This is a genomic window from Bacillus sp. J14TS2, assembly GCF_018333015.1.
Classification (GTDB): domain Bacteria; phylum Bacillota; class Bacilli; order Bacillales; family Bacillaceae_C; genus Lederbergia.
On sequence record NZ_BORE01000002.1, the window covers coordinates 13196 to 33927 of the forward strand.

Below are 20732 nucleotides of genomic sequence, written 5' to 3' on the forward strand. Positions count from 1 at the left end.
TAAACGCCGCCTGTTTAGACAGGGGGCTTTTTAATCTAATAGTATATTTCTTTAGATAGACGAGGGGAAGAATTTGAGTCAAGATTATGAGGTTTTTATCACTTCAATGAAAACAAAGACGGGAATTGACTTATCTTTGTATAAAGAAGCACAAATGAAAAGAAGACTTACCTCACTTTTTCAAAAAAAGGGATATCGATCATTTCGTGAGTTCTTTGAAAAATTAGATCAAGATCAAGATCTTTTAGAAGAATTTTTGGATAGAATGACGATTAATGTGACGGAGTTTTATCGTAATCGAAGTCGATGGGAAGTATTAGAAAATAAAATATTGCCCCGTTTATTAAAGGAAAATCAAACGCTAAAGGTTTGGAGCTCAGCATCTTCAACTGGGGAAGAACCTTATACAATCTCAATGATTTTATCGCGTTTTATGCCAATGCAGCAGATTTCCATCCTTGCTACAGATATAGATGAAGGGGCAATTGAAAGAGCAAAACTTGGAATATATGCAGAACGCTCTCTTGCTGAAATGTCAACTGAAGATAGAAAGAAGCATTTTGTTAAAGATGGTTCTGTTTATAAAATTAGCGATGTTATCAAGAAACCAGTTCAGTTTAAAAAGACGAATCTGCTAGCTGATCCATTTGACTCTGGCTATCATTTGATCGTTTGTCGAAATGTGCTCATTTACTTTACGGAGGAAGCAAAAGATCGTTTATATCGAAAATTTTCGCAAGCACTTGCTCCAGGCGGCGTCCTATTTGTTGGCAGCACCGAGCAAATATTTAATCCTGGACAATATGGATTAGTGGTAGAAGATACATTTTTCTATAAAAAAATGTGATAGCTATTTTTATAAAAATTGAGATGAAAAAAGAAGATGAATCAAGGAGGAGAATTTATGTCGATCCATATTCAAACTTCATCGAAAACATATCCTGTTGTTATTGGTGAAAAGGCGCTCCAATCGCTTATTGATCATGTAGAAGAAAAAGATTATACGAAAATTCTTATTATGACAGATTACACAGTAGCAAATCTACATTTAAACGAGTTGCAATCTTGTTTATCTGGATTGGTTGATTATTCTGTTTATAAGATGCCTATCGGTGAAAAAGCAAAACAGTTCTCTGTTTATGAGGAGGCACTTACGTTTGCGTTAGACAATGGCCTTGATCGGAAATCTTGTATCATTGCTTTTGGTGGAGGAGCAGTTGGAGATTTAGCTGGTTTTGTTGCTGCGACTTTTATGAGAGGAATTCGTTTTATACAAGTTCCCACAACAATCTTAGCTCATGATAGTGCAGTCGGGGGAAAAACAGGAATTAATCACCCACTAGGAAAAAATATGATTGGAGCCTTCCATCAGCCAGAAGGTGTGTATTATTATACCGATTTTTTAGACACACTTCCGCCAGTAGAAATCCGTTCAGGGTTTGCTGAGGTAGTCAAGCATGCTTTCATAGCAGATAATGAACTGCTTGATTTTTTAATGAATTCAATTACAGATTTAACAAATATTAACAAGCAGGATTTAAGTTATATATTGAAAAAAGGCATCGAAATAAAGGCGGAAATTGTTCATCAAGATGAGCGGGAAAATGGGCTTCGCGCCGTTTTGAATTTTGGTCATACATTAGGTCATGCGATAGAAGCCAATGCTGGCTATGGAGCCGTGACGCATGGCGAGGCGATTATGACTGGTTTGGTATATGCCTTATATTTAAGTGAAGCTGAAACGGGGCTCAAGATGGATATTCAGCGTTTTGAACAATGGTTACGAACATTAGGCTATCAGCTGGAAATTGCTGAACAATTTGACTTCGATAAAGCCGTCATCTCCATGAAAAGAGATAAAAAATCATTTGCAAACAAACCAAGGTTTATCCTACTAGAGGAAATTGGAAAACCAGTTATCAAAGAAGTGGAAGAAGAGCAATTAAAGAGAACCTATGAAAAGTTCATTTTAACAACACAATTACAAAGAAAATCGTTAAATAGCTAATGAAAGTTTTCGCATGATTCCTTCCGATTGAGCATAGTTTGTTTTAAGCACGTGTTTAAAAAGCACCGGACTTTTTGAACATTCCTTATAACAGCTATTTTCACAGAAAGGAAGGAATCGATGCACTACTTGATGGAAGATGTGACGCTCTTATTTGCGGACCAATTAAAAAAAGTCTCTGTACTTGTTCAAAAAAATGAAATACGTTATATTGGGTACTCAGCGCCAAAATTTAATGTGATGAAAGTAAATGTACAAGCTTTTTTACTTACTCCTTCATTTGTTTTTTATTCTCCCAACATTCCTAGTTTTTCCTTCGAAGCATTTAAAACGTACTTTTCGCAAGAATATTTGTTAAAAGGCTGTGGCTGTATATTGACTGATTTTGCAATCCAGTATCAGCATCAGTTTTTAGAAAAGCTGGAGAAAAAGCGATTAGAGCTCTTGAATAGTCCGATTGATTATGTATTAGGTGTGAAATTGAAGGCAAATAAATTGACACCTAAAATCGTTCAGCTATGTAATAGGGAGACAATTCCAGTGTTATTCATAGAATTGGAAAATAGCCAAGAATTAGAGGAAATTCCCTGGGGATGGATAAGAGAAACTTCTTATCCGAATAAACCATTATTCATTCCGGATGTTTCTAATGTAGTTAAACCTTTACAGCAAAGACATTTATTAAAAAAGTGGCATGAATTTCTTCAATATGAAAAGATTAATCATCTTCCAACCCCTCCACCTTCAAACAAACCTTTAAACCCTGATATTTTGAAGAAAATTGGTTTGTATCCGAAAAAAGGAGTTTTGAAAGCGGGTGGCGAAATAAGTTATAACCTTGTTTTAAAACAAGCTAAACGAGGTAATCTTTCATCCTGGAATGATCGTAGCATCGTTCCACATATTTCTGTTCATAATGGAAAGTTTGTCATCTTAAACCAAAGTCCCATTTTTCGACCCGGCTTTGGTAAGGAAATGAAAATTCAGCAAACTGGACTTTTTATATAAGAAACTATAAGTGTGTTCAAAAAAGGATCAAGTCGACTAAAGGGGCTGACGTTCTGTCAGCATACATCCGTGTTGTGGAGAAGAGGTGTTGGTATTTAGTCGAAGGGCCTTTATCTCGCAGTGACATTTGAACATCCTCTATAAGAACTGTTTAGAAAGGAATTTTATTGTGAATGCAGCAGAACGAATGATTCAACACTTACAAGCAGAAGATATTGTAGAAGCTGAAAAACAATTAGAACTAGTCATTTCAAAGGGAACAGATGAGGAAAAATTATTATCTGCTGAGGAATTGGCAAGGTTTGGTTATTTATCGGAATCGAAAGAATTATATGAAAGTTTATTGCAGACCTATCCTGAAGAAAGTGAGCTTAAACTGCGTTTAGCAGAATTAAGCATTGAAATGAATGACGATGAGCAAGCATATGCTTACTTAGAGACAATTACAACAGATGACCCTGAATATGTTTCGGCGCTTTTAATAGAGGCTGACTTATACCAAATGCAGGGGTTATATGAAGTAAGTGAACATAAACTTTTACTTGCCAAAGAACGTTTACCACAGGAGCCTGTTATTGATTTTGCTTTGGGAGAATTGTATATGACGCAAGGTCGTTTCTTAGAAGCTTCAAGATATTACACACTTTTATTGGAGAAGGAAGAGGTCGAGTTTGCGGGCATGAATGTTCACTCACGGATGGCGGAAGCTTTGAGTGCAGGGGGAGCTTTTGAGGAAGCTTTGCCATTTTATCAAAAAGCATTGGATCGAAAAGTGGAGGCAGATACACTTTTTGGTTATGGGTTGACATCCTTCCAAGTCGGGCAACATTTTTTAGCCATTAAAGCATTTAAGCAACTTAGGGAGCTTGATCCTGATTATCTTTCCCTTTACCTCTACTTAGCTAAAAGTTTTGAACATGAGGAGCAACTAGAGGAAGCACTAGAAGCAGTGCAAGCAGGGATCGAACTGGACGAATTTAATAAAGATCTAATTTTTTATGCCGGAAAGCTATCATTAAAGGTTGGAGAAGAAGTTCAAGCCGAGAGCTATTTCAGAAATGCACTTGCATTAGACCCTGAATTTATCGAGGCTGCAACAACTTTAAACAAGCTGCTACTTCATCAGGAAAGGTATGAGGATGTTCTGGAAATAGCAGAACTGTTTATTCAAGAAGGGGGCATCGAACCACAATTTTATTGGGATTCGGCTATCAGCTTTCAATCGCTTGAAAAATATAAAGAAGCATTAAAACAGTATGAGCTCGCATATAATGATTTTAAAAATAATCAAAGCTTCTTAAAAGATTATGGGTACTTTTTATTAGAAGAAGGAAGAAAATCCGAAGCAGTCAATGTTTTTAAACAATTGGCAAACATAGAACCAACAAATGAGGAATGGATTTCTATTTTAGAAAGGCTGACTGAAGAATAGTCTGAATCGCAGAGGAGGGATATTAAATGGAAACCCCTGTATCTGTCAACGAGAAGAAGGAATTTATCCGCTGGTTTCTAAATCGTTATCAACTAAAAAGAAGGGAGTCTGTTTGGATTCTAAATTATCTGATGAGTCATGAGAAGCTTCTGCAAAAAGTTCATTTCGTTGAAGATGCACAATTTTGCCCTAGAGGACTTGTGATGTCTACGCATTGTTCAAGGGACGTGCCTTTTCGTTTTTATAAAGAAAACATTATGACGACAGATGCGGAAAAGTCTTTTCACGATATTAGGTTAAATCGCGATGAAGAGATTTATATTCAGATTAATTTTAGGGCAGCCCATTTATCTTATCAATATGCTGCTGTGTTGGAAGAAAATCCATATATTCAAACAAAGGTCCTGTTAACAGAGAAGGATAAAAAGTATGCTGAGGATTTTTTATCGCAAAGTATTCTATTGCATCAAAAAGAAAAATTACAAAAAGAAATTGATGCTGCTTTAGATCAGCGAGATCAATCCAAATTCGAACAGCTTGTTCAACAACTAAATCATTTGCAGAAATCTAAAACGCCTTCTTCTTAAGAGAAGGCTTTTTAGGTTTGTCTAGTGTTTGGATCTAGCTCCAGCACGGCGCGAATTTAGCCTTTCTTCCTAGTTCAAGGCGCTCGCGCTCTACTATTAGCATGCCTAATCCTGTACAAGCAATTAATATGAATGATAAAATACAAATAAGAACATATTAGAAAAGAGGGTATATTTTTGAAGTGGAATGTGAAAGATGTTGAACTTTTTATTCGCGAAAAAGAGTATGTTGATACGGCTCTTATTCCTCTACTACCCGTAGATTTTGGTGCAAATATGAAACGAGCAGCAGAGCAAGGTGAGTTTATTCAATTGCTTTCTATGCATCTTGAAAGACAGTTTAAAGGAAGATTGGTTTTATTGCCATCGATTACTTACCTTCAAGAGCCAGAGGTTGAAGGGGAGATATTATCATCGTGGAGAGTTCAGGCTAAGGAAGGCGGTTTTAGTCACGTTTTCTTTTTAACAGCAGATAAACGCTGGAATTCTCTTGGAGAAGAAGAATTGGGATCTTTTTTTTATGTCCCGAGCATTCCTCTCGAACATATGGAAGAACAATATAAGCATGCGGCAATGGAAGACCAACTAAAATCTTTAATTCCCAAAATGATTAAAAATTGGGGGTGAAGAAAAAGTGTTATGAATTTGCCACATTGTTGACAATGTTTGCCTTCCTATATGATTGACCTCTCGCGTTTATTGATATATCATAATGATGTCCTAGTTTGAATAATGTGCATGAATTGTCCGTTGGACTTACCTTACTGACAGAGGGGGGGATAAGGATGAGCAAGAATCCTGTAACAAGACGTCAATTTTTAAGCTATACTCTCACCGGAGTTGGTGGTTTCATGGCAGCTGGAATGCTGATGCCAATGCTTCGTTTCGCTATTGATCCAGTTTTACAAGTAGAAGCATCTGGTGACTTCAGAATGACAGACAAGAAAATAGCCGATATAACGGCAGATCCAGTTCGTGTCGATTTTGAATATGATCAAGTTGATGCATGGTATGAATCAAAAGTTACGAACTCAGCATGGGTTTACAAAGATGATGCTGGCGAGATTGTTGCGCTGTCACCAATTTGTAAACATTTAGGCTGTACGGTTAACTGGGAAGGAAGCGATAAACATCCTGACATGTTCTATTGCCCTTGCCATGGCGGCCTCTATGAAAAAAATGGGAAAAACGTTCCAGGAACTCCGCCAAGAGGGCCTTTGGATGCTTATCCAACACAAGAAAAAGATGGCTTTTTGATGCTGGGAACACCTGTTGAAAATCCATTCGTCAAAAAATAGTAAAGGAGGCTAATATCTTGCTAAATAAGATGTACGACTGGATTGACGAGCGTATGGATATTACGCCGATATGGAGAGACATTGCGGATCATGAAGTGCCTGAGCATGTAAACCCTGCTCATCATTTTTCTGCTTTTGTTTACTGTTTTGGCGGATTGACATTTTTCATAACCGTTATACAAATCCTTTCAGGTATGTTTTTAACGATGTATTATGTACCTGATATTAAAAACGCTTGGGAATCCGTATTTTATTTGCAAAATCAAGTTGCTTTCGGACAAATTGTTCGTGGTATGCACCATTGGGGTGCAAGTCTTGTTATTGTCATGATGTTCTTACATACATTGCGCGTATTTTTCCAAGGAGCTTACAAAAAACCGCGTGAGCTAAACTGGGTAGTTGGTGTACTTATCTTTTTCGTTATGCTTGCACTTGGCTTGACCGGTTACTTGCTTCCTTGGGATATGAAAGCTTTGTTTGCTACAAAAGTAACACTTGATATTGTTGAATCTGTTCCACTTGTTGGAATGCATTTGAAAACGTTAATTGCTGGAGATCCTACAATTGTTGGTGCTCAGACATTAACACGTTTCTTTGCAATCCATGTATTTTTCCTGCCAGCTGCACTTATCGCCTTAATGGCAGCTCACTTTATTATGATTCGGAGACAAGGTATTTCTGGACCATTGTAAAAAAATTAACAAAATGCACATAAAGGAGGGGACAGAATGCATCGTGGAAAAGGAATGAAATTTGTTGGTGATTCCCGTATTTCGGCAACACGGAAGTCGAATTTACCAAAAGACTATTCCGAATATCCGGGAAAAACGGAAGCTTTCTGGCCGGACTTTCTTTTGAAAGAGTGGCTAGTAGGGGCTGTTTTCTTAATTGGATTTTTATGTCTAACTGTAGCTCATCCAAGTCCATTGGAAAGAATTGCAGATCCTACTGATACAGGATACATACCGGTTCCTGACTGGTATTTTATGTTTTTGTATCAGCTGATTAAATATACTTATGCTTCAGGCCCTTATAACGTAATAGGTACTTTAGTTATTCCTGGTCTTGCATTTGGCGCTCTTACTCTTGCTCCATTTCTTGATCGCGGGCCAGAACGTCGTGCATCTAAAAGACCTTTTGCAACAGGTTTTATGCTACTAGCTTTTGCGGGTGTTTTCTATCTTACTTGGGAAGCAGCAGCCAACCATGACTGGGCAGCAGCAAAGGCTCAAGGAGCAATTGAAGAAAAAGTAGATGTTGAAATTGACAAGGAATCTGAAGGTTATCAAGTTTATTCAGCACAAAGCTGTATAAATTGCCACGGGGAAAATCTAGAGGGTGGTCCTGCAGCTCCAGCGCTTGTTGACACTGGTCATTCAGTTGATGAAGTGAAAGACATTGCCCATAATGGAATTGGAACGATGCCCGCTGATCAATATGACGGTTCAGAGGAAGATCTTGACAAGCTTGCTGACTTTATTGCAAACTTGAAAAGTGAAGAAGAATAATAAGTAATTCATAATAGCCGGCGAATAGCCGGCTTTCTTTCTGTACATTAAACACTCGGAGGAATATTGCTAGTGAGCTTTGTATATCTTATTTTAAGAAACCGCTTATTTTTATGGATGTTGTTGATTATTAATATTTTGGGAACAATTTATGGCTATATTTGGTATGGATATCAATTGTCCGAAACGCCTGCTATTTTTATTCCATTTGTTCCAGATAGTCCAACCGCAAGTCTATTCTTTGTTTTTGTTTTAATAGCTTTTCTTTTAAAAAGAAATTGGCCATTATTTGAAGCTTTGGCCTTAATCACGCTCGTTAAGTATGGAGTTTGGGCTGTCGTGATGAATATCCTGACTTTAAAGGTAACAGGCGATCTGCCTTGGGAAGGGTATATGTTAATGGTTTCCCATGGAGCAATGGCACTCCAAGGACTGCTATATGCAATGTTCTATAAAATGAAATGGTGGCATGTAACGGTTGCGGCTATTTGGACCTTGCATAATGATGTCATTGATTATGTGTACATGCAGTATCCTGTCTACCCTGGATTAGAGGGATATATTAACCATATTGGCTATTTTACTTTCTGGTTAAGTATCCTCACTATTGGGATCGCGTATTATTTCGCCCGTCAATATCTGCAAAATCGAACGCTCACGATTTACTAAATTTCAATCCTATATGGTCTAATCTTGTCCTTTTCATCATACAGATAACAGTAGTATGAGGAGGGACAAGGTATGAAATTTAAAGTTGTTATCCTTCTGTTCGCTTGCATAATCCTTTTTGGCCATTCCGTATTGGCAAAATCGCAAACGGCAATGCAAGAACTCAATCACATAGCCGATGAGGCATTACAGCTGACAAAATTTGGCCGATTTGAAGAAGCAAAGAATCTACTAGAACAATTTGGAGATACTTTTGCGAAGCAAGGAACTAAACCGGAATCTTTAACAATGGATGAATTACGTGTAGTCACTGCTGTTCACTATGAGGCATTAAATGCATTAACAAGTGTTACATTAAGCCATGAAGATAGAGTCAAGCGAGTAACGTCATTTCGCTTGGCGACAGATGCTGTTACCTCTCAATATCAACCGTTATGGTTTGGGATGGAAGATAACATTCTGGGGTCCTTTCAAAATGTGAAAAATGCCGCTTTGGAAGGAGATAAAGTTTTATATAACGAAGAATTAAATGATTTTCTCACGAAATATGCAGTGATCCTACCGAGTTTGAAAATCGATTTATCTGTCGAGAAAGTTCAAAAAGTAGACTCGAGAATTACTTATTTGGATCGGAATCGTTCTTCTTTTTCTGAACAAAGCTGGTTACAAGAATTAGATCAAATTGAAGCCGATCTTAAAAGTCTCTTTTCTGGAACACAAAAAGATGATACAGATCCTTCCATTTGGTGGGTTATCATGATGACAGGTGGAATTATTATCACGACTTTATCTTATGTAAGTTGGAAACAATATAGAGGAGAAAAGAAGTTCAAGAAAAGTTCAAAAAAACGAAGGGTATAAATAATTGACCATTCTTGTCCTTTAGAATAAAATAGAAGTATCTCAATATGATATGGAGGATATAAATGGTACAGTATCTGATTTATTTGGCCATTATTATTTTAATACCGATTTGGGCGCAAATGAAAGTGAAGAGCACCTATACTCGATTTTCCAAAGTTCCAACTTCAGCAGGGATGAGTGGGGCAGAGGTAGCTAGAAGGATTCTGGATGCGAATGGACTTTCAAATGTAGCAGTTGTAGAAACAAAAGGGGTTTTAAGTGATCACTATAATCCCATGAAAAAGACTGTTCATCTTTCTCCGGAAAACTACCGTAAGCATTCTGTGGCTGGTGCTGCAATAGCTGCCCATGAGGTTGGACATGCTATCCAAGATAAAGAGGGATATGCAGCATTACGTTTCCGACATGCTTTAGTACCGTTAGCAAATATAAGTTCAAATATGGCATGGTTCTTTATTTTAGCCGGTATCTTCTTTACAGCTCTTTCTCAGTTGATGCTTGTGGGGATTATTCTGATGGCTGTTGGTGTTCTATTCCAAATCGTCACCTTACCCGTCGAATTTAACGCTTCATCAAGGGCGATGAATCAAATTGTGACATTAGGAATTATTAATAACGAAGAAGAGCGCGATGCAAAAAAGGTTCTAAATGCCGCGGCTATGACTTATGTAGCTGCTGCGGCTGTTGCAGTCCTTGAACTATTAAGATTGATCTTAATATATACAAGCGCTAGAGACTAGTGATTTAAACCCGGAGATTCCGGGTTTTTCCTTTGAACTGGAATAAATGTTTTTTTGATATGGGCGCCTTGCGCTTTTCTTGTGGTTAAGGAAACTATAAAATTCTTGGCTTGTGGATAAGTTGTAATTTTGAGTTTTGTCATCCAGCTCCAGCGCCTAGCCCCTCGAGGTCAAATAACCCTGAACCTATGAAGGGAAAAAGCCCCTTCCTAGGTTCAGGAACATTTGCTTGTCGGGGCTGATCAAGGCGCTTGCGCTTTTGTTCTGGTTTAGGAAATTATAAAATTGTAGCTTGTGGATAACTGCTTACCTTGCGGTTGATGTCTAGCTCCAGGCGCCATCGGCTCGAGGTCAAATAACCTGAGACAATGAAAGGCAAAGAACGCCTTTCTTTGTCTCAGAACATTTGCTTGTCACCGATAGGCGGGCGCCTTGCGCTTTTCTTGTTATTTGTTAAACTATTTAAAATAAGATTTATATTAGTTAAAGGGGTATGAGATGTTGAAAGATTATCGAAATACATTGGAAGAATATCGTCAAAATAATTTAGATCGCGCAAGATTACTTATTAAATGTCCAGACCAGCCAGGAATTGTTGCTACAGTTTCAACATTCTTACAAACACATGGTGCAAACATTCTTGAATCAAGTCAATATTCTGAAGATCCTGTAGGAGGAAACTTTTTTATCCGGATGGAATTTGCTTGCCCAAAATTAACGGAAAAGAAAGCGAAAATAGAAGCAGAGTTTGCTGAGATTGGCTCTCGTTTCAATATGAAATATGAGTTTCGTTATGTAAGTTCCCTTAAAAAAACCGCCATTTTTGTATCGAAGGAACCACATTGCTTAAGAGAGTTATTGTGGGAATGGCAAAATGGAGATGTAATGATGGATATCTCCTGTATCATTAGTAACTATGAGGATTCACGAGAATTAGCGGCATCACTAGGAATTCCCTTTTACTATATCCCGGCAAACAAAGAAATCCGAAATGAAGTGGAAGAGAAACAACTGAAGATTTTAAAGGATCATGGTATAGAGTTAATTATCTTAGCAAGATATATGCAAATCTTAACACCAAATTTTGTTTCCCATTATCCAAAACAAATCATCAATATCCATCATTCGTTTTTACCTGCATTTATTGGAGCAAGACCGTACGAAAAAGCGTTTGCCCGTGGAGTTAAATTGATTGGCGCAACTTCGCATTACGTGACAAACGATCTAGATGAGGGCCCGATTATTGAGCAAGGGGTAGAACGAGTGAATCACCGAGACCAAGTACAAGATTTAAAGAAAATTGGTAAAAACATTGAACGAAGTGTATTAGCACGCGCTGTTAAATGGCACTTGCAAGATCGAGTCATTGTAACAGGTAATAAGACGATTGTTTTTGATTAATACATTTGAAAAAAACCTTACCCATTTTATTTGTGGGAAGGTTTTTTTCATAATATAAAGTGGTTTGAAGGGATGTTATGCAATCTTAAAGGCTACACATCGAGTGGTCTTTTATTCTCATCCAAAGTAAATCCTTCTCCCATTACATCATGGACAGTCGTTACGGAAACAAAAGCGGCAGGGTCAACAGCATTAACGAGCTTTTTTAAATGGACGATTTCATTTCGGGCAACAACACAATAGAGAATTTCTTTCTCATGCTTTGTGAATGAGCCATAACCTCTTAGAACGGTTACTCCGCGCCCCATGCGCATCAAAATCTCACTCGCAATATCGTCATGCTTGTTTTCCGATATAATGAATACGCCTTTTGCTGCATAGGATCCTTCTTGAATAAAATCAATCACTTTGGCTGCTACAAAAACGGCTACCAAGGTGTACATTGCCTCAATATGATCTAAATAAGTTAATAATGAGATGGTAATCACGATAGCATCAAACATGAACATTGTTTTTCCCATACTATAACCTTTATATTTCAAAAATAGTCGAGCAATAATGTCAACACCGCCGGTTGTTCCCCCATATCGAAAGATGATTCCTAAACCAATTCCAATAAAAACACCGGCAAATAAAGCAGCCAAAAACATATCATTATTTAAAGGAATTGTAAAATGGAATCTTTGAAAAATAAATAAAAAGACTGAAACAGCGACAGTACCAATTAGAGTATAAGTAAATGGTTTTGGTCCAAGGAGCTTCCAACCAATAAAAAATATTGGAATATTCAAGACTAAGTTGGAAATAGATGGATCGATTTCAAAAACAAAATACAGTAAAAGTGTGATTCCAGTAAAACCACCTTCAGCTAAATTGTTCTGCATATTGAAATGAACGAGTCCAAACGAGAAAATTGCTGCGCCAAATAAGATAAGCACCACATTTTTAGTTTTTATACCAAACATGATTTTTGCCCCCAAGCATATACTGAAGTCTATAAATTTATCGCAACATGAGAAAAAATCTCGCTGAATGAAGTTTCTTTTTATATTATGTAAGCTCATCTATTATAATCATTGTGTTCTTAGGATGCAAAAATAAAGGGAAGTACAGATAGCAAATAGCTCAGGATCCAAGCGGTAATATTTGTATATAAAAAAAGAATTCGATAATATAAAGTGAAGCATCTTAAGATGTATTAGTTAATCATTCCCCTTTGTCTGCCATCATAAGCGTAAATGAAATGGCTGGGCAGATTTCAATTGTGATCATATTGGAAAGGTTGATTTATATGAGTAATCAAAAAACAATACAAGCATTGCAAAAAGAAGTTGATGATTATATCAGCCAATTTAAAGAAGGATATTTTAGTCCACTGGCTTTAACGGCACGATTAACAGAAGAGTTAGGCGAATTAGCTCGTGAGATTAATCATTATCATGGTGAGAAGCCAAAGAAATCTTCGGAAGAAGAAAAAACAATAGAGGAAGAATTAGGTGATGTATTATTTGTGATGATATGCATGGCTAATTCGTTAGATATTGATTTACAAAGTGCTCATGATCGAGTGATGAAAAAATTTAATACGCGGGACAAAGATAGATGGACAAAAAAAGAGGGGGAAATCCAATGACTGATTTTATTAAGATTGTAGTTGCAGGACCACGGGGAAGGATGGGACGAGAAGCAGTCAAGCTTGTAGAAGAAACAGAAAACTTCCAACTAGTGGCCGTGATTGATCATCGACATAATGGAATGAAGTTAGCGGATATTTTGGAAACATCGCAATCACAGGTAAAAGTATACACAGACATAGAGGAATGCTTTCAAAATGAGCAAGCCGATGTTCTTATTGATTTAACGACACCTGAAACCGGCTATTTACATACGAAAACAGCTTTAACCTATGGCGTTAGACCTGTAGTCGGCACAACTGGATTTTCTCAAGAGGAATTATCAGAGCTCAAAAGCTTAGCGGAAGCAAAAGGACTAGGGTGTATTATTGCTCCAAATTTTGCAATTGGTGCCATCTTAATGATGAAATTTTCACAAATGGCCAGTAAATACTTTCCTGATGTTGAAATTATGGAAATGCATCATGATCAGAAATTAGATGCACCATCGGGGACTGCAGTGAAAACAGCAGAAATGATCAAAGAAAATCGCCCATCTCATCGCCAAGGACATGAAGATGAAAAAGAAACAATCGATGGTGCAAGAGGTGCGGACTATGATGGAATGCGAATTCATAGTGTTCGTCTTCCAGGCTTGATTGCTCATCAACAAGTATTATTTGGTGCGGAAGGACAAACTCTTACTTTGCGTCACGATTCTTATAATCGCGCATCGTTTATGTCAGGTGTAAAAGTTTCCGTAGAAACAATTATGTCTTTAGATACGTTAGTATATGGTTTAGAGCATATTCTTGTATAAAGCGGGACTGTTGAAGTGAGGACACCCTCACTTCCCATTCTGATTTCTGCTCGAATTCTTGCAAGGGAAATATTACTACCAGTTGATTCGAGGAAAAGAAATTTGGAATAAGTTAGAGAAGGGGGAATAGAAGGTATGAATGAACAAGGGATAGATGTCCTTGCTTTCGGTGCCCATGCCGACGATGTTGAGATCGGGATGGGTGGATCATTAGCGAAATGGGCAAAGGAGAAGAAGGAAATCGTTATATGTGACTTGACAGAAGCTGAGCTATCATCAAATGGAGATGTTATTACTAGACGAGATGAAGCTGAGAAAGCGGCCAGTTTGCTTGGTGTGCGGGAAAGATTAAATCTTAAATTTCCTGATCGTGGGTTGAGTATAGAAGATAAGCATATACGAGAAATGGTACAAGTGATACGCGAATATAAGCCTAAGGTTATTTTTGCGCCATATTATAAAGATCGGCATCCCGATCATGAACATTGTGCACAACTGGTGACGGAGGCTTTTTTTTCAGCGGGCATTAGAAAATATCTAGTTGCAGGTGATGCAAAGGCTCATAAACCTACTTTTTTATATCACTATATGATTAACGGTTTTGCAACACCTACTTTTATGCTGGATATTACCAATCACATAGAACAAAAGATTCAAGCTCTTCAAATGTATCAGTCACAGTTTTTTCAGGCGGAGAAAGGGGTCCAAACACCCCTAACAGAAGGATATATTGAAACAGTAACAGCAAGAGAAAAATTATTTGGAAAAGAAGTGGGCGTTTCTTTTGCAGAGGGGTTTGTGGCCAATAAACCACTATTATTACATGAGGATTTATTTGGTGAGAAATTATGAAAATTGGTATAACGTGTTATCCAACTGTTGGTGGTTCTGGTGTAATAGCAACGGAACTAGGGCAATTATTGGCTGAAAGAGGACATGAGATTCATTTTATAACTTCTAATGTACCGTTCCGTTTAAATGTTCTACATCCCAATATATTTTTTCATCAAGTATCGGTTAATCAATATTCTGTTTTTCAATACGCCCCTTATGATATTGCTTTGGCAAGTAAAATGGCTGAGGTGATAAGAAGAGAAGAGCTTGATCTCCTGCATGTTCACTATGCAATTCCTCATGCGGTTTGTGCCATCTTAGCAAAACAAATGGTTGATCGCGATGTTAAAATTGTGACGACTTTACATGGCACAGATATTTCTGTGCTTGGGTATGATCCTACTTTGGTTGAAGCGATTAAATTTGGAATAGAAAAATCGGACGCCGTAACAGCTGTATCACAGGCTTTAAAAATGCAGACAAATGATTTGATCCATCCTGATAAAGAAATACGTGTTATTCATAATTTTATTGATGAGCGAGTGTATCATAAGGTGAATTCGGAGAAATTAAAAGAAGCTTACGGCATTCATCCACATGAGAAGGTATTGATTCATGTTTCTAATTTTCGCCCGGTTAAAAGAGTCGATGATGTTATTTCAGCGTTTGCGAGAATTGCTAAAGAAGTACCTGCTAAACTTCTGCTAATCGGTGATGGACCGGAGAAGTCAAATTTATGTCATTTAACAAAAGAGTTGGACATTGAAGACAAAGTATTATTTTTAGGAAAACAAGATCATTTGGAAGAATTATACTCAATCAGCGATCTTATGCTGCTGCTTTCAGAAAAAGAAAGTTTTGGATTAGTAGCATTAGAAGCAATGGCCTGTGGTGTCCCCTGTATTGGAACGAATATCGGTGGGATTCCGGAAGTGATTATGGATAATTTTAATGGATTTCTTTGTGATATCGGAGACGTAGAATCGATCGCGGAAAAAGCGATTTTAATCTTGACGGATCCGACTCTGTACAATCAACTTTCGGAAAATGCGACCATTACCCCTGAAAAATATTTCCCTTCGCATATGATTGTGGAGCAATATGAGCAGTTGTATCAATCTTTTACCCAAAAGGTAAAATAAGGAGTTTATGATGATGGACAGATTATTCATCCAGGCAAAGCCAATCATTCATCGACTAAAGGAAGCGGGCTATGAGGCATATTATGTTGGTGGAGCAGTGAGAGATTATATCCTTAAAAGGGAAATTCATGATATCGATATTGCGACTTCAGCCACTCCAATGGAAGTAAAATCCATTTTTTCTTCTACGGTGGATGTTGGGATCGAACATGGAACGATATTGGTTATTCACGAAGGACGGGGGTATGAAGTCACGACATTTCGGGCTGAAGCCAGATATGTTGATTTTCGTAGACCTGAAAGTGTCTCTTTTATTCGTTCTTTAAAAGATGATTTAAGGCGCCGAGATTTTACGATCAATGCAATGGCTATGGATGAAGAAGGAATCATCAAGGACCCCTTCAATGGCAGAGAAGCGATTGAAAAGCGCTGTATAAAAACTGTTGGCTCCGCAACAGAACGATTTGGCGAAGATGCTCTAAGGTTAATGAGGGCCATACGCTTTGTCAGCCAGCTTGGCTTTAAACTCGATTCAAGGACGGAAGAAGCATTAATCCAACAAGCTCCATTACTCCAAAATATTGCTATAGAAAGAATTTTATTAGAGATGGAGAAACTTTTAAAAGGAAAAAAAGTAAAACGCGCTTTAAAAATAGCAAGAAAATCCAAATTAAATCATTATTGGCCTGCTATTTTTAATCAAGATTATATAATCGATCAGCTCATCGAAATGCCTATAGAGGAATTAACTCTTATGGAACGATGGTTACTAGCGTTGTATTTAGAAAAAGCGGAAGAACCTCAAAAACAATTAAAAAAGTGGAAAATGCCGACAAAAGAAATAAAGAAGCTACAACGAGCATTATCATTTTTGACCTGGCGAATGAAAAATAAATGGACAAATGTCCAACTTTACCGAGCAGGTAAGGAGATTGCAGGGATGGTTGAGAAGGTAGTTTGTGTTTTACAAGATAAAAGCCCTCATTTAGTAACAGCTATAATCTATGAACAGTTTGCTGAATTTCCAATTACGGACCGTTCGCAATTGGCCATTACTGGAACAGATGTGTTGAAATGGACGCAAAAAGCGCCGGGTGCATGGATAAGTCAATTATTGAATCAACTGGAAGAGGAGATTCTTAATCAAAGAATTCCAAATGAACGGGAAATGATTCGGGGGTGGGTGAAGGCGTGGGAAAATCCATCAAGCAACAAATATTCGAAGCATTAGCTGAAGCGGAGGGGCAATATTTATCAGGTCAACATCTTGCCGATCTAATTGGTTGCTCTAGAACGGCCATTTGGAAACAAATAGAGGAACTGAGAAAATCAAGCATTGAAATTGAGGCTGTTCGAAAAAAAGGTTACCGTTTAATTCATTTACCAGATGGGCTTACGGAAAATGAAATTTTATACGGACTCGAAGCAACTATACTGGGAAAAAAAGTGATTCATTTGGAAACAACTACTTCCACTCAGGAAATTGCTCATCAAGAGGCAGCTAAAGGTGCGCCTGAGGGCACGCTGATCATTTCTGAAGAACAAACAAGTGGGAGGGGAAGAATGTCACGTGTATGGCATTCTTCTAAACAAAAAGGGATATGGATGAGTTTAATTTTACGACCAATCGTACCTTTAGAAAAAGCACCACCATTTACACTCATTACCGCCATTGCTGTAGCGAAAGCGATTGAGGACCTGTTTGAGCTAGAACCTGAAATAAAATGGCCAAATGACCTATTATTGAATGGCAAAAAGATTACAGGCATTTTAACGGAATTACAAGGAGAAGCAGATCAAGTCAATTATTTAATTATTGGCATGGGAATCAATGTGAACCAGGATATTCAAGATTTTCCTAATGAATTACAGGATAAAGTAACTTCTTTATTTATTGAGTCTGGGAAAAGAATAAAGAGAAAAATAATTGTTCAACGTATTTTGAAGAATTTAGAGAAATATTATTTGATTTACATAGAAAAAGGCTTCGCACCCCTGAAGATTATTTGGGAAGAATATGCCATCAGTATTGGAAAAGTAATAACGGCCCAAACGAGCAGGGAAAAGATAACAGGCATTGCCGAGGGAATCACAAACGACGGAGTGCTTCTGATTCGCGATGAAAATGGTCAAGTTCATTCTATTTATTCAGCAGATATTTTCATTCATTAATGGTCAGATGGAAAAGAGTTTGTTATAATTTAATTGGGCAGTATCTAAACGAACTGCACCTACAAATATAATGATTTTGGATTTAGCTCCAGTAACTAAAAGTGAGCTACTCTACAATCTGCCTTGATCCATTTTGTGACTGGGACAGAGGACCTGTGAATAATGAATGAGAGATGTAAGAGTCCTTCTGCCTATTTGCAGAGGACTCTTTTGTTAATTGATGGTAATCTCGCAATTCATTACGGTATCCTCGGACAAAAAAGGAGGAGACGAAATGAAGAAGACAACAGATTTTCAGCAAATGAAACAAGCGAAAGAAAAAATTGCTATGGTGACGGCTTATGATTTTCCGCAAGGCAAACTGGCTGAAAAGGCGGAAGTTGATTTAGTGCTTGTCGGAGATTCTTTAGGTATGGTGGTTTTAGGTTATGATTCGACTGTACCTGTGACCTTGGATGATATGATTCATCATACAAAAGCGGTTAAAAGAGGAGCAAGTGATACGTTTATTGTCGCAGATTTGCCGTTTATGACTTATCATGTGAGCAAAGCGGAAGCAATGAAATCAGCTGCAATGCTTATGCAAAAAGGTGGAGCACATGCGATTAAAGTTGAAGGGGGCGGCGAGGTCATCGAAACGATCCGTGCTTTAACGACAGCTGGGGTTCCTGTAATGGCGCATTTAGGGCTTACTCCGCAAACAGCCGGTGTTTTGGGTGGTTTCAAAGTACAAGGAAAAACCGCCGAAGCTGCATCGCTCTTAGTTGAAGAAGCCAAAAGATGTGAAGAGGCTGGGGCATTTGCTCTTGTGCTTGAATGTATTCCCAAGCAACTAGGGCAGATTGTAACTGAGAGTATTTCAATTCCGACCATTGGCATAGGTGCGGGAAATGAAACAGATGGTCAGGTGCTTGTTCTTCATGATCTCATTAATTTTGGCGTTGATCGTGTCGCGAAGTTTGTGAGACAATATGGTGATGTAAATCAAGTCCTTGAAACTGGCATTCGAGATTATATAGAAGATGTTAAGCAAGGTACGTTTCCATCTGAGAAACATTCATTTACGATGAATGAACATGAGCTCGAATTATTATATGGAGGAAAATAGCATGGAGATTTTCACCACGAAAAAAGCATTGCAAAAGCATATACAGCATGTCATAACAAGTGGAAAGTCTATAGGATTTGTTCCCACAATGGGGTCTTTACATGAGGGACATTTAACTTTGGTTGAAAAGTCCGTTGCGGATAATGATTGTACAGTCATGAGTATTTTTGTGAATCCGCTCCAATTTGGGCCCAAGGAAGATTTTCATGCTTATCCAAGGAATCACGACCAAGATCAAAGTCTAGCTGACAGAGCTGGTGTCGATATTTTATTTATCCCGGATGTTGCAGAAATGTATGACCAAGAACGTTCATTTAAAATAGATGTACTGCAACGAACGGATCAGCTTTGTGGGAAAAGTAGGCCTGGGCATTTTGACGGTGTTGCCACGATTTTAATGAAATTATTTCATCTTGTTAGTCCTGACCGAGTGTATTTTGGGTTAAAAGATGCTCAACAAATATCAGTGGTAGATGCACTGATTCACTATTTTGATTTCCCAATTGAGCTGGTTGCTGTTGATACGGTGAGGGAACATGACGGCTTAGCTAAAAGCTCTCGAAATGTGAATTTAACTAGCCTAGAACGTAAAGAAGCTCCTTCTCTATACAGGGCTTTACGAATCGGTGAGCAACTCATTAGTCAAGGTGAAAGAAACATAGCGAATGTTACAAAAGAGATTCATCATCATATAGAAAAACATACAAGCGGAAAAATCGACTATATCGAGCTCCTGCGATTTCCAGAATTGCAGCCAGTACAAATGATTGAAGGGAAAGTGATTATTGCGATAGCGGTCCAATTTTCCAAAGCACGGTTAATTGATAATATGATTTTGAATGTTGAGAGGTAAGGAGAGGATTAGATGTTCCGGACAATGATGAACGGAAAAATTCATAGAGCGACTGTAACGGAAGCGAATTTAAATTATGTTGGCAGCATTACGATTGATCGGGATATTCTCGATGCTGTTGATATGGTTGCAAATGAAAAAGTACAAATCGTGAATAACAATAACGGGGCACGATTTGAAACATATATTATTGAAGGAGAAAGAGGTTCTGGTGTTATTTGTGTAAATGGGGCAGCAGCGCGCCTCGTTCAACCTGGTGATATTATTATCATTATCTCCTATGCGCTTATTGCAACAGATCAATTGCGCACCCATCAACCGAAAATAGCGATTATGACGGAAGATAACCAAATTAAAGAATTGATTCATCATGAACCAGAGTCAACTTTTTGTTAGTTGCTTCTGTAGCTTGCCAGTCCTTGGGAATAAAGGGACTGGTTTTTTTGATCAAACTCTAGCGCATAGCCCAAGAGGCTCGTAGGATACGAATCCAGCGGCGATCCAGGATATACTAGTGTATAGGGGGTGGAGATCACCGTTTGAGTCTGCCGCTAGGACGGTCTAAACTAAGCCTTTCTTACTGAATAAGCCGTTTGTGTTTTCTTACCATGAATAGAAAGATATGGTACAATGATGAAGATCAAGTAGAGGTATTAGTGCCCGCTAATATTAAAG

23 protein-coding genes are annotated in these 20732 nt (G+C 37.9%); 22 read left to right on the plus strand and 1 reads right to left on the minus strand.

The genetic code is table 11. The annotated features are described in order from the left end of the window. Positions 1 to 73: 73 nt before the first annotated feature. The 13 genes from KI375_RS02665 (at position 74) to purU (ending at position 11515) form a co-directional block, all read left to right on the plus strand. Complete coding sequence (locus KI375_RS02665; RefSeq protein WP_212972027.1) at positions 74 to 847, plus strand: CheR family methyltransferase; 774 nt, start codon at positions 74 to 76, stop codon at positions 845 to 847. Between the two features lie 57 nt (positions 848 to 904). Then, on the plus strand, positions 905 to 2008 hold the full coding sequence (aroB, locus tag KI375_RS02670) for a 3-dehydroquinate synthase (RefSeq protein ID WP_212972028.1): 1104 nt from the start codon (positions 905 to 907) through the stop codon (positions 2006 to 2008). 120 nt (positions 2009 to 2128) lie between these two features. Further along, complete coding sequence (locus KI375_RS02675; protein WP_212972029.1) at positions 2129 to 3016, plus strand: hypothetical protein; 888 nt, start codon at positions 2129 to 2131, stop codon at positions 3014 to 3016. Positions 3017 to 3185: 169 nt separating this feature from the next. Continuing rightward, positions 3186 to 4448 (plus strand): tetratricopeptide repeat protein, encoded by a 1263-nt coding sequence (locus KI375_RS02680; protein WP_244852221.1) that lies wholly within the window; start codon positions 3186 to 3188, stop codon positions 4446 to 4448. A gap of 26 nt (positions 4449 to 4474) precedes the next feature. Further along, entirely contained in the window at positions 4475 to 5035 is a 561-nt protein-coding gene (locus tag KI375_RS02685) for a ReoY family proteolytic degradation factor (RefSeq protein WP_212972030.1), read from the plus strand. 177 nt (positions 5036 to 5212) lie between these two features. Next, entirely contained in the window at positions 5213 to 5662 is a 450-nt protein-coding gene (locus KI375_RS02690; protein ID WP_212972031.1) for a YpiF family protein, read from the plus strand. A gap of 158 nt (positions 5663 to 5820) precedes the next feature. Continuing rightward, complete coding sequence (locus tag KI375_RS02695; protein WP_280528620.1) at positions 5821 to 6333, plus strand: QcrA and Rieske domain-containing protein; 513 nt, start codon at positions 5821 to 5823, stop codon at positions 6331 to 6333. A 17-nt stretch (positions 6334 to 6350) separates the two neighbouring features. Then, on the plus strand, positions 6351 to 7025 hold the full coding sequence (gene qcrB, locus KI375_RS02700) for a menaquinol-cytochrome c reductase cytochrome b subunit (protein WP_158322321.1): 675 nt from the start codon (positions 6351 to 6353) through the stop codon (positions 7023 to 7025). Between the two features lie 36 nt (positions 7026 to 7061). After that, on the plus strand, positions 7062 to 7841 hold the full coding sequence (locus KI375_RS02705) for a menaquinol-cytochrome c reductase cytochrome b/c subunit (RefSeq protein ID WP_212972032.1): 780 nt from the start codon (positions 7062 to 7064) through the stop codon (positions 7839 to 7841). Positions 7842 to 7913: 72 nt separating this feature from the next. Next, positions 7914 to 8510: a lipoprotein heptaprenylglyceryl N-acetyltransferase LhaT gene (gene lhaT / locus KI375_RS02710; RefSeq protein WP_244852223.1), complete on the plus strand. Its 597-nt coding sequence runs from the start codon at positions 7914 to 7916 to the stop codon at positions 8508 to 8510. Positions 8511 to 8582: 72 nt separating this feature from the next. Continuing rightward, positions 8583 to 9371, plus strand: a complete 789-nt coding sequence (ypjB, locus tag KI375_RS02715) for a sporulation protein YpjB (RefSeq protein WP_212972033.1) — start codon at positions 8583 to 8585, stop codon at positions 9369 to 9371. Between the two features lie 65 nt (positions 9372 to 9436). Further along, the gene (locus KI375_RS02720) at positions 9437 to 10114 is read left to right on the plus strand and encodes a zinc metallopeptidase (RefSeq protein WP_212972034.1); all 678 of its coding nucleotides are present in this window, start codon (positions 9437 to 9439) and stop codon (positions 10112 to 10114) included. Positions 10115 to 10615: 501 nt separating this feature from the next. Further along, positions 10616 to 11515: a formyltetrahydrofolate deformylase gene (purU, locus tag KI375_RS02725; RefSeq protein WP_244852225.1), complete on the plus strand. Its 900-nt coding sequence runs from the start codon at positions 10616 to 10618 to the stop codon at positions 11513 to 11515. A 92-nt stretch (positions 11516 to 11607) separates the two neighbouring features. Here purU and KI375_RS02730 read toward each other — a convergent pair whose 3' ends face one another. After that, entirely contained in the window at positions 11608 to 12483 is an 876-nt protein-coding gene (locus tag KI375_RS02730) for a YitT family protein (RefSeq protein ID WP_212972414.1), read from the minus strand. Positions 12484 to 12806: 323 nt separating this feature from the next. Between KI375_RS02730 and KI375_RS02735 the strand changes: the two genes are divergently transcribed. The 9 genes from KI375_RS02735 (at position 12807) to panD (ending at position 20453) form a co-directional block, all read left to right on the plus strand. After that, the gene (locus KI375_RS02735) at positions 12807 to 13148 is read left to right on the plus strand and encodes a nucleotide pyrophosphohydrolase (RefSeq protein ID WP_212972036.1); all 342 of its coding nucleotides are present in this window, start codon (positions 12807 to 12809) and stop codon (positions 13146 to 13148) included. Continuing rightward, a complete protein-coding gene (dapB, locus tag KI375_RS02740; RefSeq protein ID WP_212972037.1) occupies positions 13145 to 13948 on the plus strand; it encodes a 4-hydroxy-tetrahydrodipicolinate reductase in 804 nt (267 codons plus the stop codon). The genes KI375_RS02735 and dapB overlap by 4 nt, the downstream gene beginning before the upstream one ends. 135 nt (positions 13949 to 14083) lie before the next feature. Then, positions 14084 to 14800, plus strand: a complete 717-nt coding sequence (gene bshB1 / locus KI375_RS02745; protein WP_212972038.1) for a bacillithiol biosynthesis deacetylase BshB1 — start codon at positions 14084 to 14086, stop codon at positions 14798 to 14800. Beyond that, entirely contained in the window at positions 14797 to 15924 is a 1128-nt protein-coding gene (gene bshA / locus KI375_RS02750) for an N-acetyl-alpha-D-glucosaminyl L-malate synthase BshA (RefSeq protein ID WP_212972039.1), read from the plus strand. Before bshB1 ends, bshA begins: the two co-directional genes overlap by 4 nt. A gap of 13 nt (positions 15925 to 15937) precedes the next feature. Then, positions 15938 to 17155 (plus strand): CCA tRNA nucleotidyltransferase, encoded by a 1218-nt coding sequence (locus KI375_RS02755; protein ID WP_244852227.1) that lies wholly within the window; start codon positions 15938 to 15940, stop codon positions 17153 to 17155. Beyond that, positions 17116 to 18096, plus strand: a complete 981-nt coding sequence (locus KI375_RS02760; protein WP_212972041.1) for a biotin--[acetyl-CoA-carboxylase] ligase — start codon at positions 17116 to 17118, stop codon at positions 18094 to 18096. Before KI375_RS02755 ends, KI375_RS02760 begins: the two co-directional genes overlap by 40 nt. A gap of 274 nt (positions 18097 to 18370) precedes the next feature. Continuing rightward, positions 18371 to 19204: a 3-methyl-2-oxobutanoate hydroxymethyltransferase gene (gene panB, locus KI375_RS02765; RefSeq protein ID WP_212972042.1), complete on the plus strand. Its 834-nt coding sequence runs from the start codon at positions 18371 to 18373 to the stop codon at positions 19202 to 19204. A gap of 1 nt (position 19205) precedes the next feature. Then, on the plus strand, positions 19206 to 20057 hold the full coding sequence (panC, locus tag KI375_RS02770; protein WP_212972043.1) for a pantoate--beta-alanine ligase: 852 nt from the start codon (positions 19206 to 19208) through the stop codon (positions 20055 to 20057). A 12-nt stretch (positions 20058 to 20069) separates the two neighbouring features. After that, entirely contained in the window at positions 20070 to 20453 is a 384-nt protein-coding gene (gene panD / locus KI375_RS02775; RefSeq protein WP_207452293.1) for an aspartate 1-decarboxylase, read from the plus strand. The last annotated feature ends 279 nt before the right edge of the window (positions 20454 to 20732 follow it).

Excerpts from the sequence above, each read along its gene's own strand:
- dapB (WP_212972037.1), top strand. The coding sequence starts at position 13,145 with ATGACTGATTTTATTAAGATTGTAGTTGCAGGACCACGGGGAAGGATG.
- panD (WP_207452293.1), top strand. The coding sequence starts at position 20,070 with ATGTTCCGGACAATGATGAACGGAAAAATTCATAGAGCGACTGTAACG.
- bshB1 (WP_212972038.1), top strand. The coding sequence starts at position 14,084 with ATGAATGAACAAGGGATAGATGTCCTTGCTTTCGGTGCCCATGCCGAC.
- KI375_RS02695 (WP_280528620.1), top strand. The coding sequence starts at position 5,821 with ATGAGCAAGAATCCTGTAACAAGACGTCAATTTTTAAGCTATACTCTC.
- KI375_RS02735 (WP_212972036.1), top strand. The coding sequence starts at position 12,807 with ATGAGTAATCAAAAAACAATACAAGCATTGCAAAAAGAAGTTGATGAT.
- KI375_RS02685 (WP_212972030.1), top strand. The coding sequence starts at position 4,475 with ATGGAAACCCCTGTATCTGTCAACGAGAAGAAGGAATTTATCCGCTGG.
- panC (WP_212972043.1), top strand. The coding sequence starts at position 19,206 with ATGGAGATTTTCACCACGAAAAAAGCATTGCAAAAGCATATACAGCAT.
- KI375_RS02720 (WP_212972034.1), top strand. The coding sequence starts at position 9,437 with ATGGTACAGTATCTGATTTATTTGGCCATTATTATTTTAATACCGATT.
- KI375_RS02755 (WP_244852227.1), top strand. The coding sequence starts at position 15,938 with ATGGACAGATTATTCATCCAGGCAAAGCCAATCATTCATCGACTAAAG.
- KI375_RS02705 (WP_212972032.1), top strand. The coding sequence starts at position 7,062 with ATGCATCGTGGAAAAGGAATGAAATTTGTTGGTGATTCCCGTATTTCG.
- KI375_RS02675 (WP_212972029.1), top strand. The coding sequence starts at position 2,129 with ATGCACTACTTGATGGAAGATGTGACGCTCTTATTTGCGGACCAATTA.
- aroB (WP_212972028.1), top strand. The coding sequence starts at position 905 with ATGTCGATCCATATTCAAACTTCATCGAAAACATATCCTGTTGTTATT.
- bshA (WP_212972039.1), top strand. The coding sequence starts at position 14,797 with ATGAAAATTGGTATAACGTGTTATCCAACTGTTGGTGGTTCTGGTGTA.
- ypjB (WP_212972033.1), top strand. The coding sequence starts at position 8,583 with ATGAAATTTAAAGTTGTTATCCTTCTGTTCGCTTGCATAATCCTTTTT.
- panB (WP_212972042.1), top strand. The coding sequence starts at position 18,371 with ATGAAGAAGACAACAGATTTTCAGCAAATGAAACAAGCGAAAGAAAAA.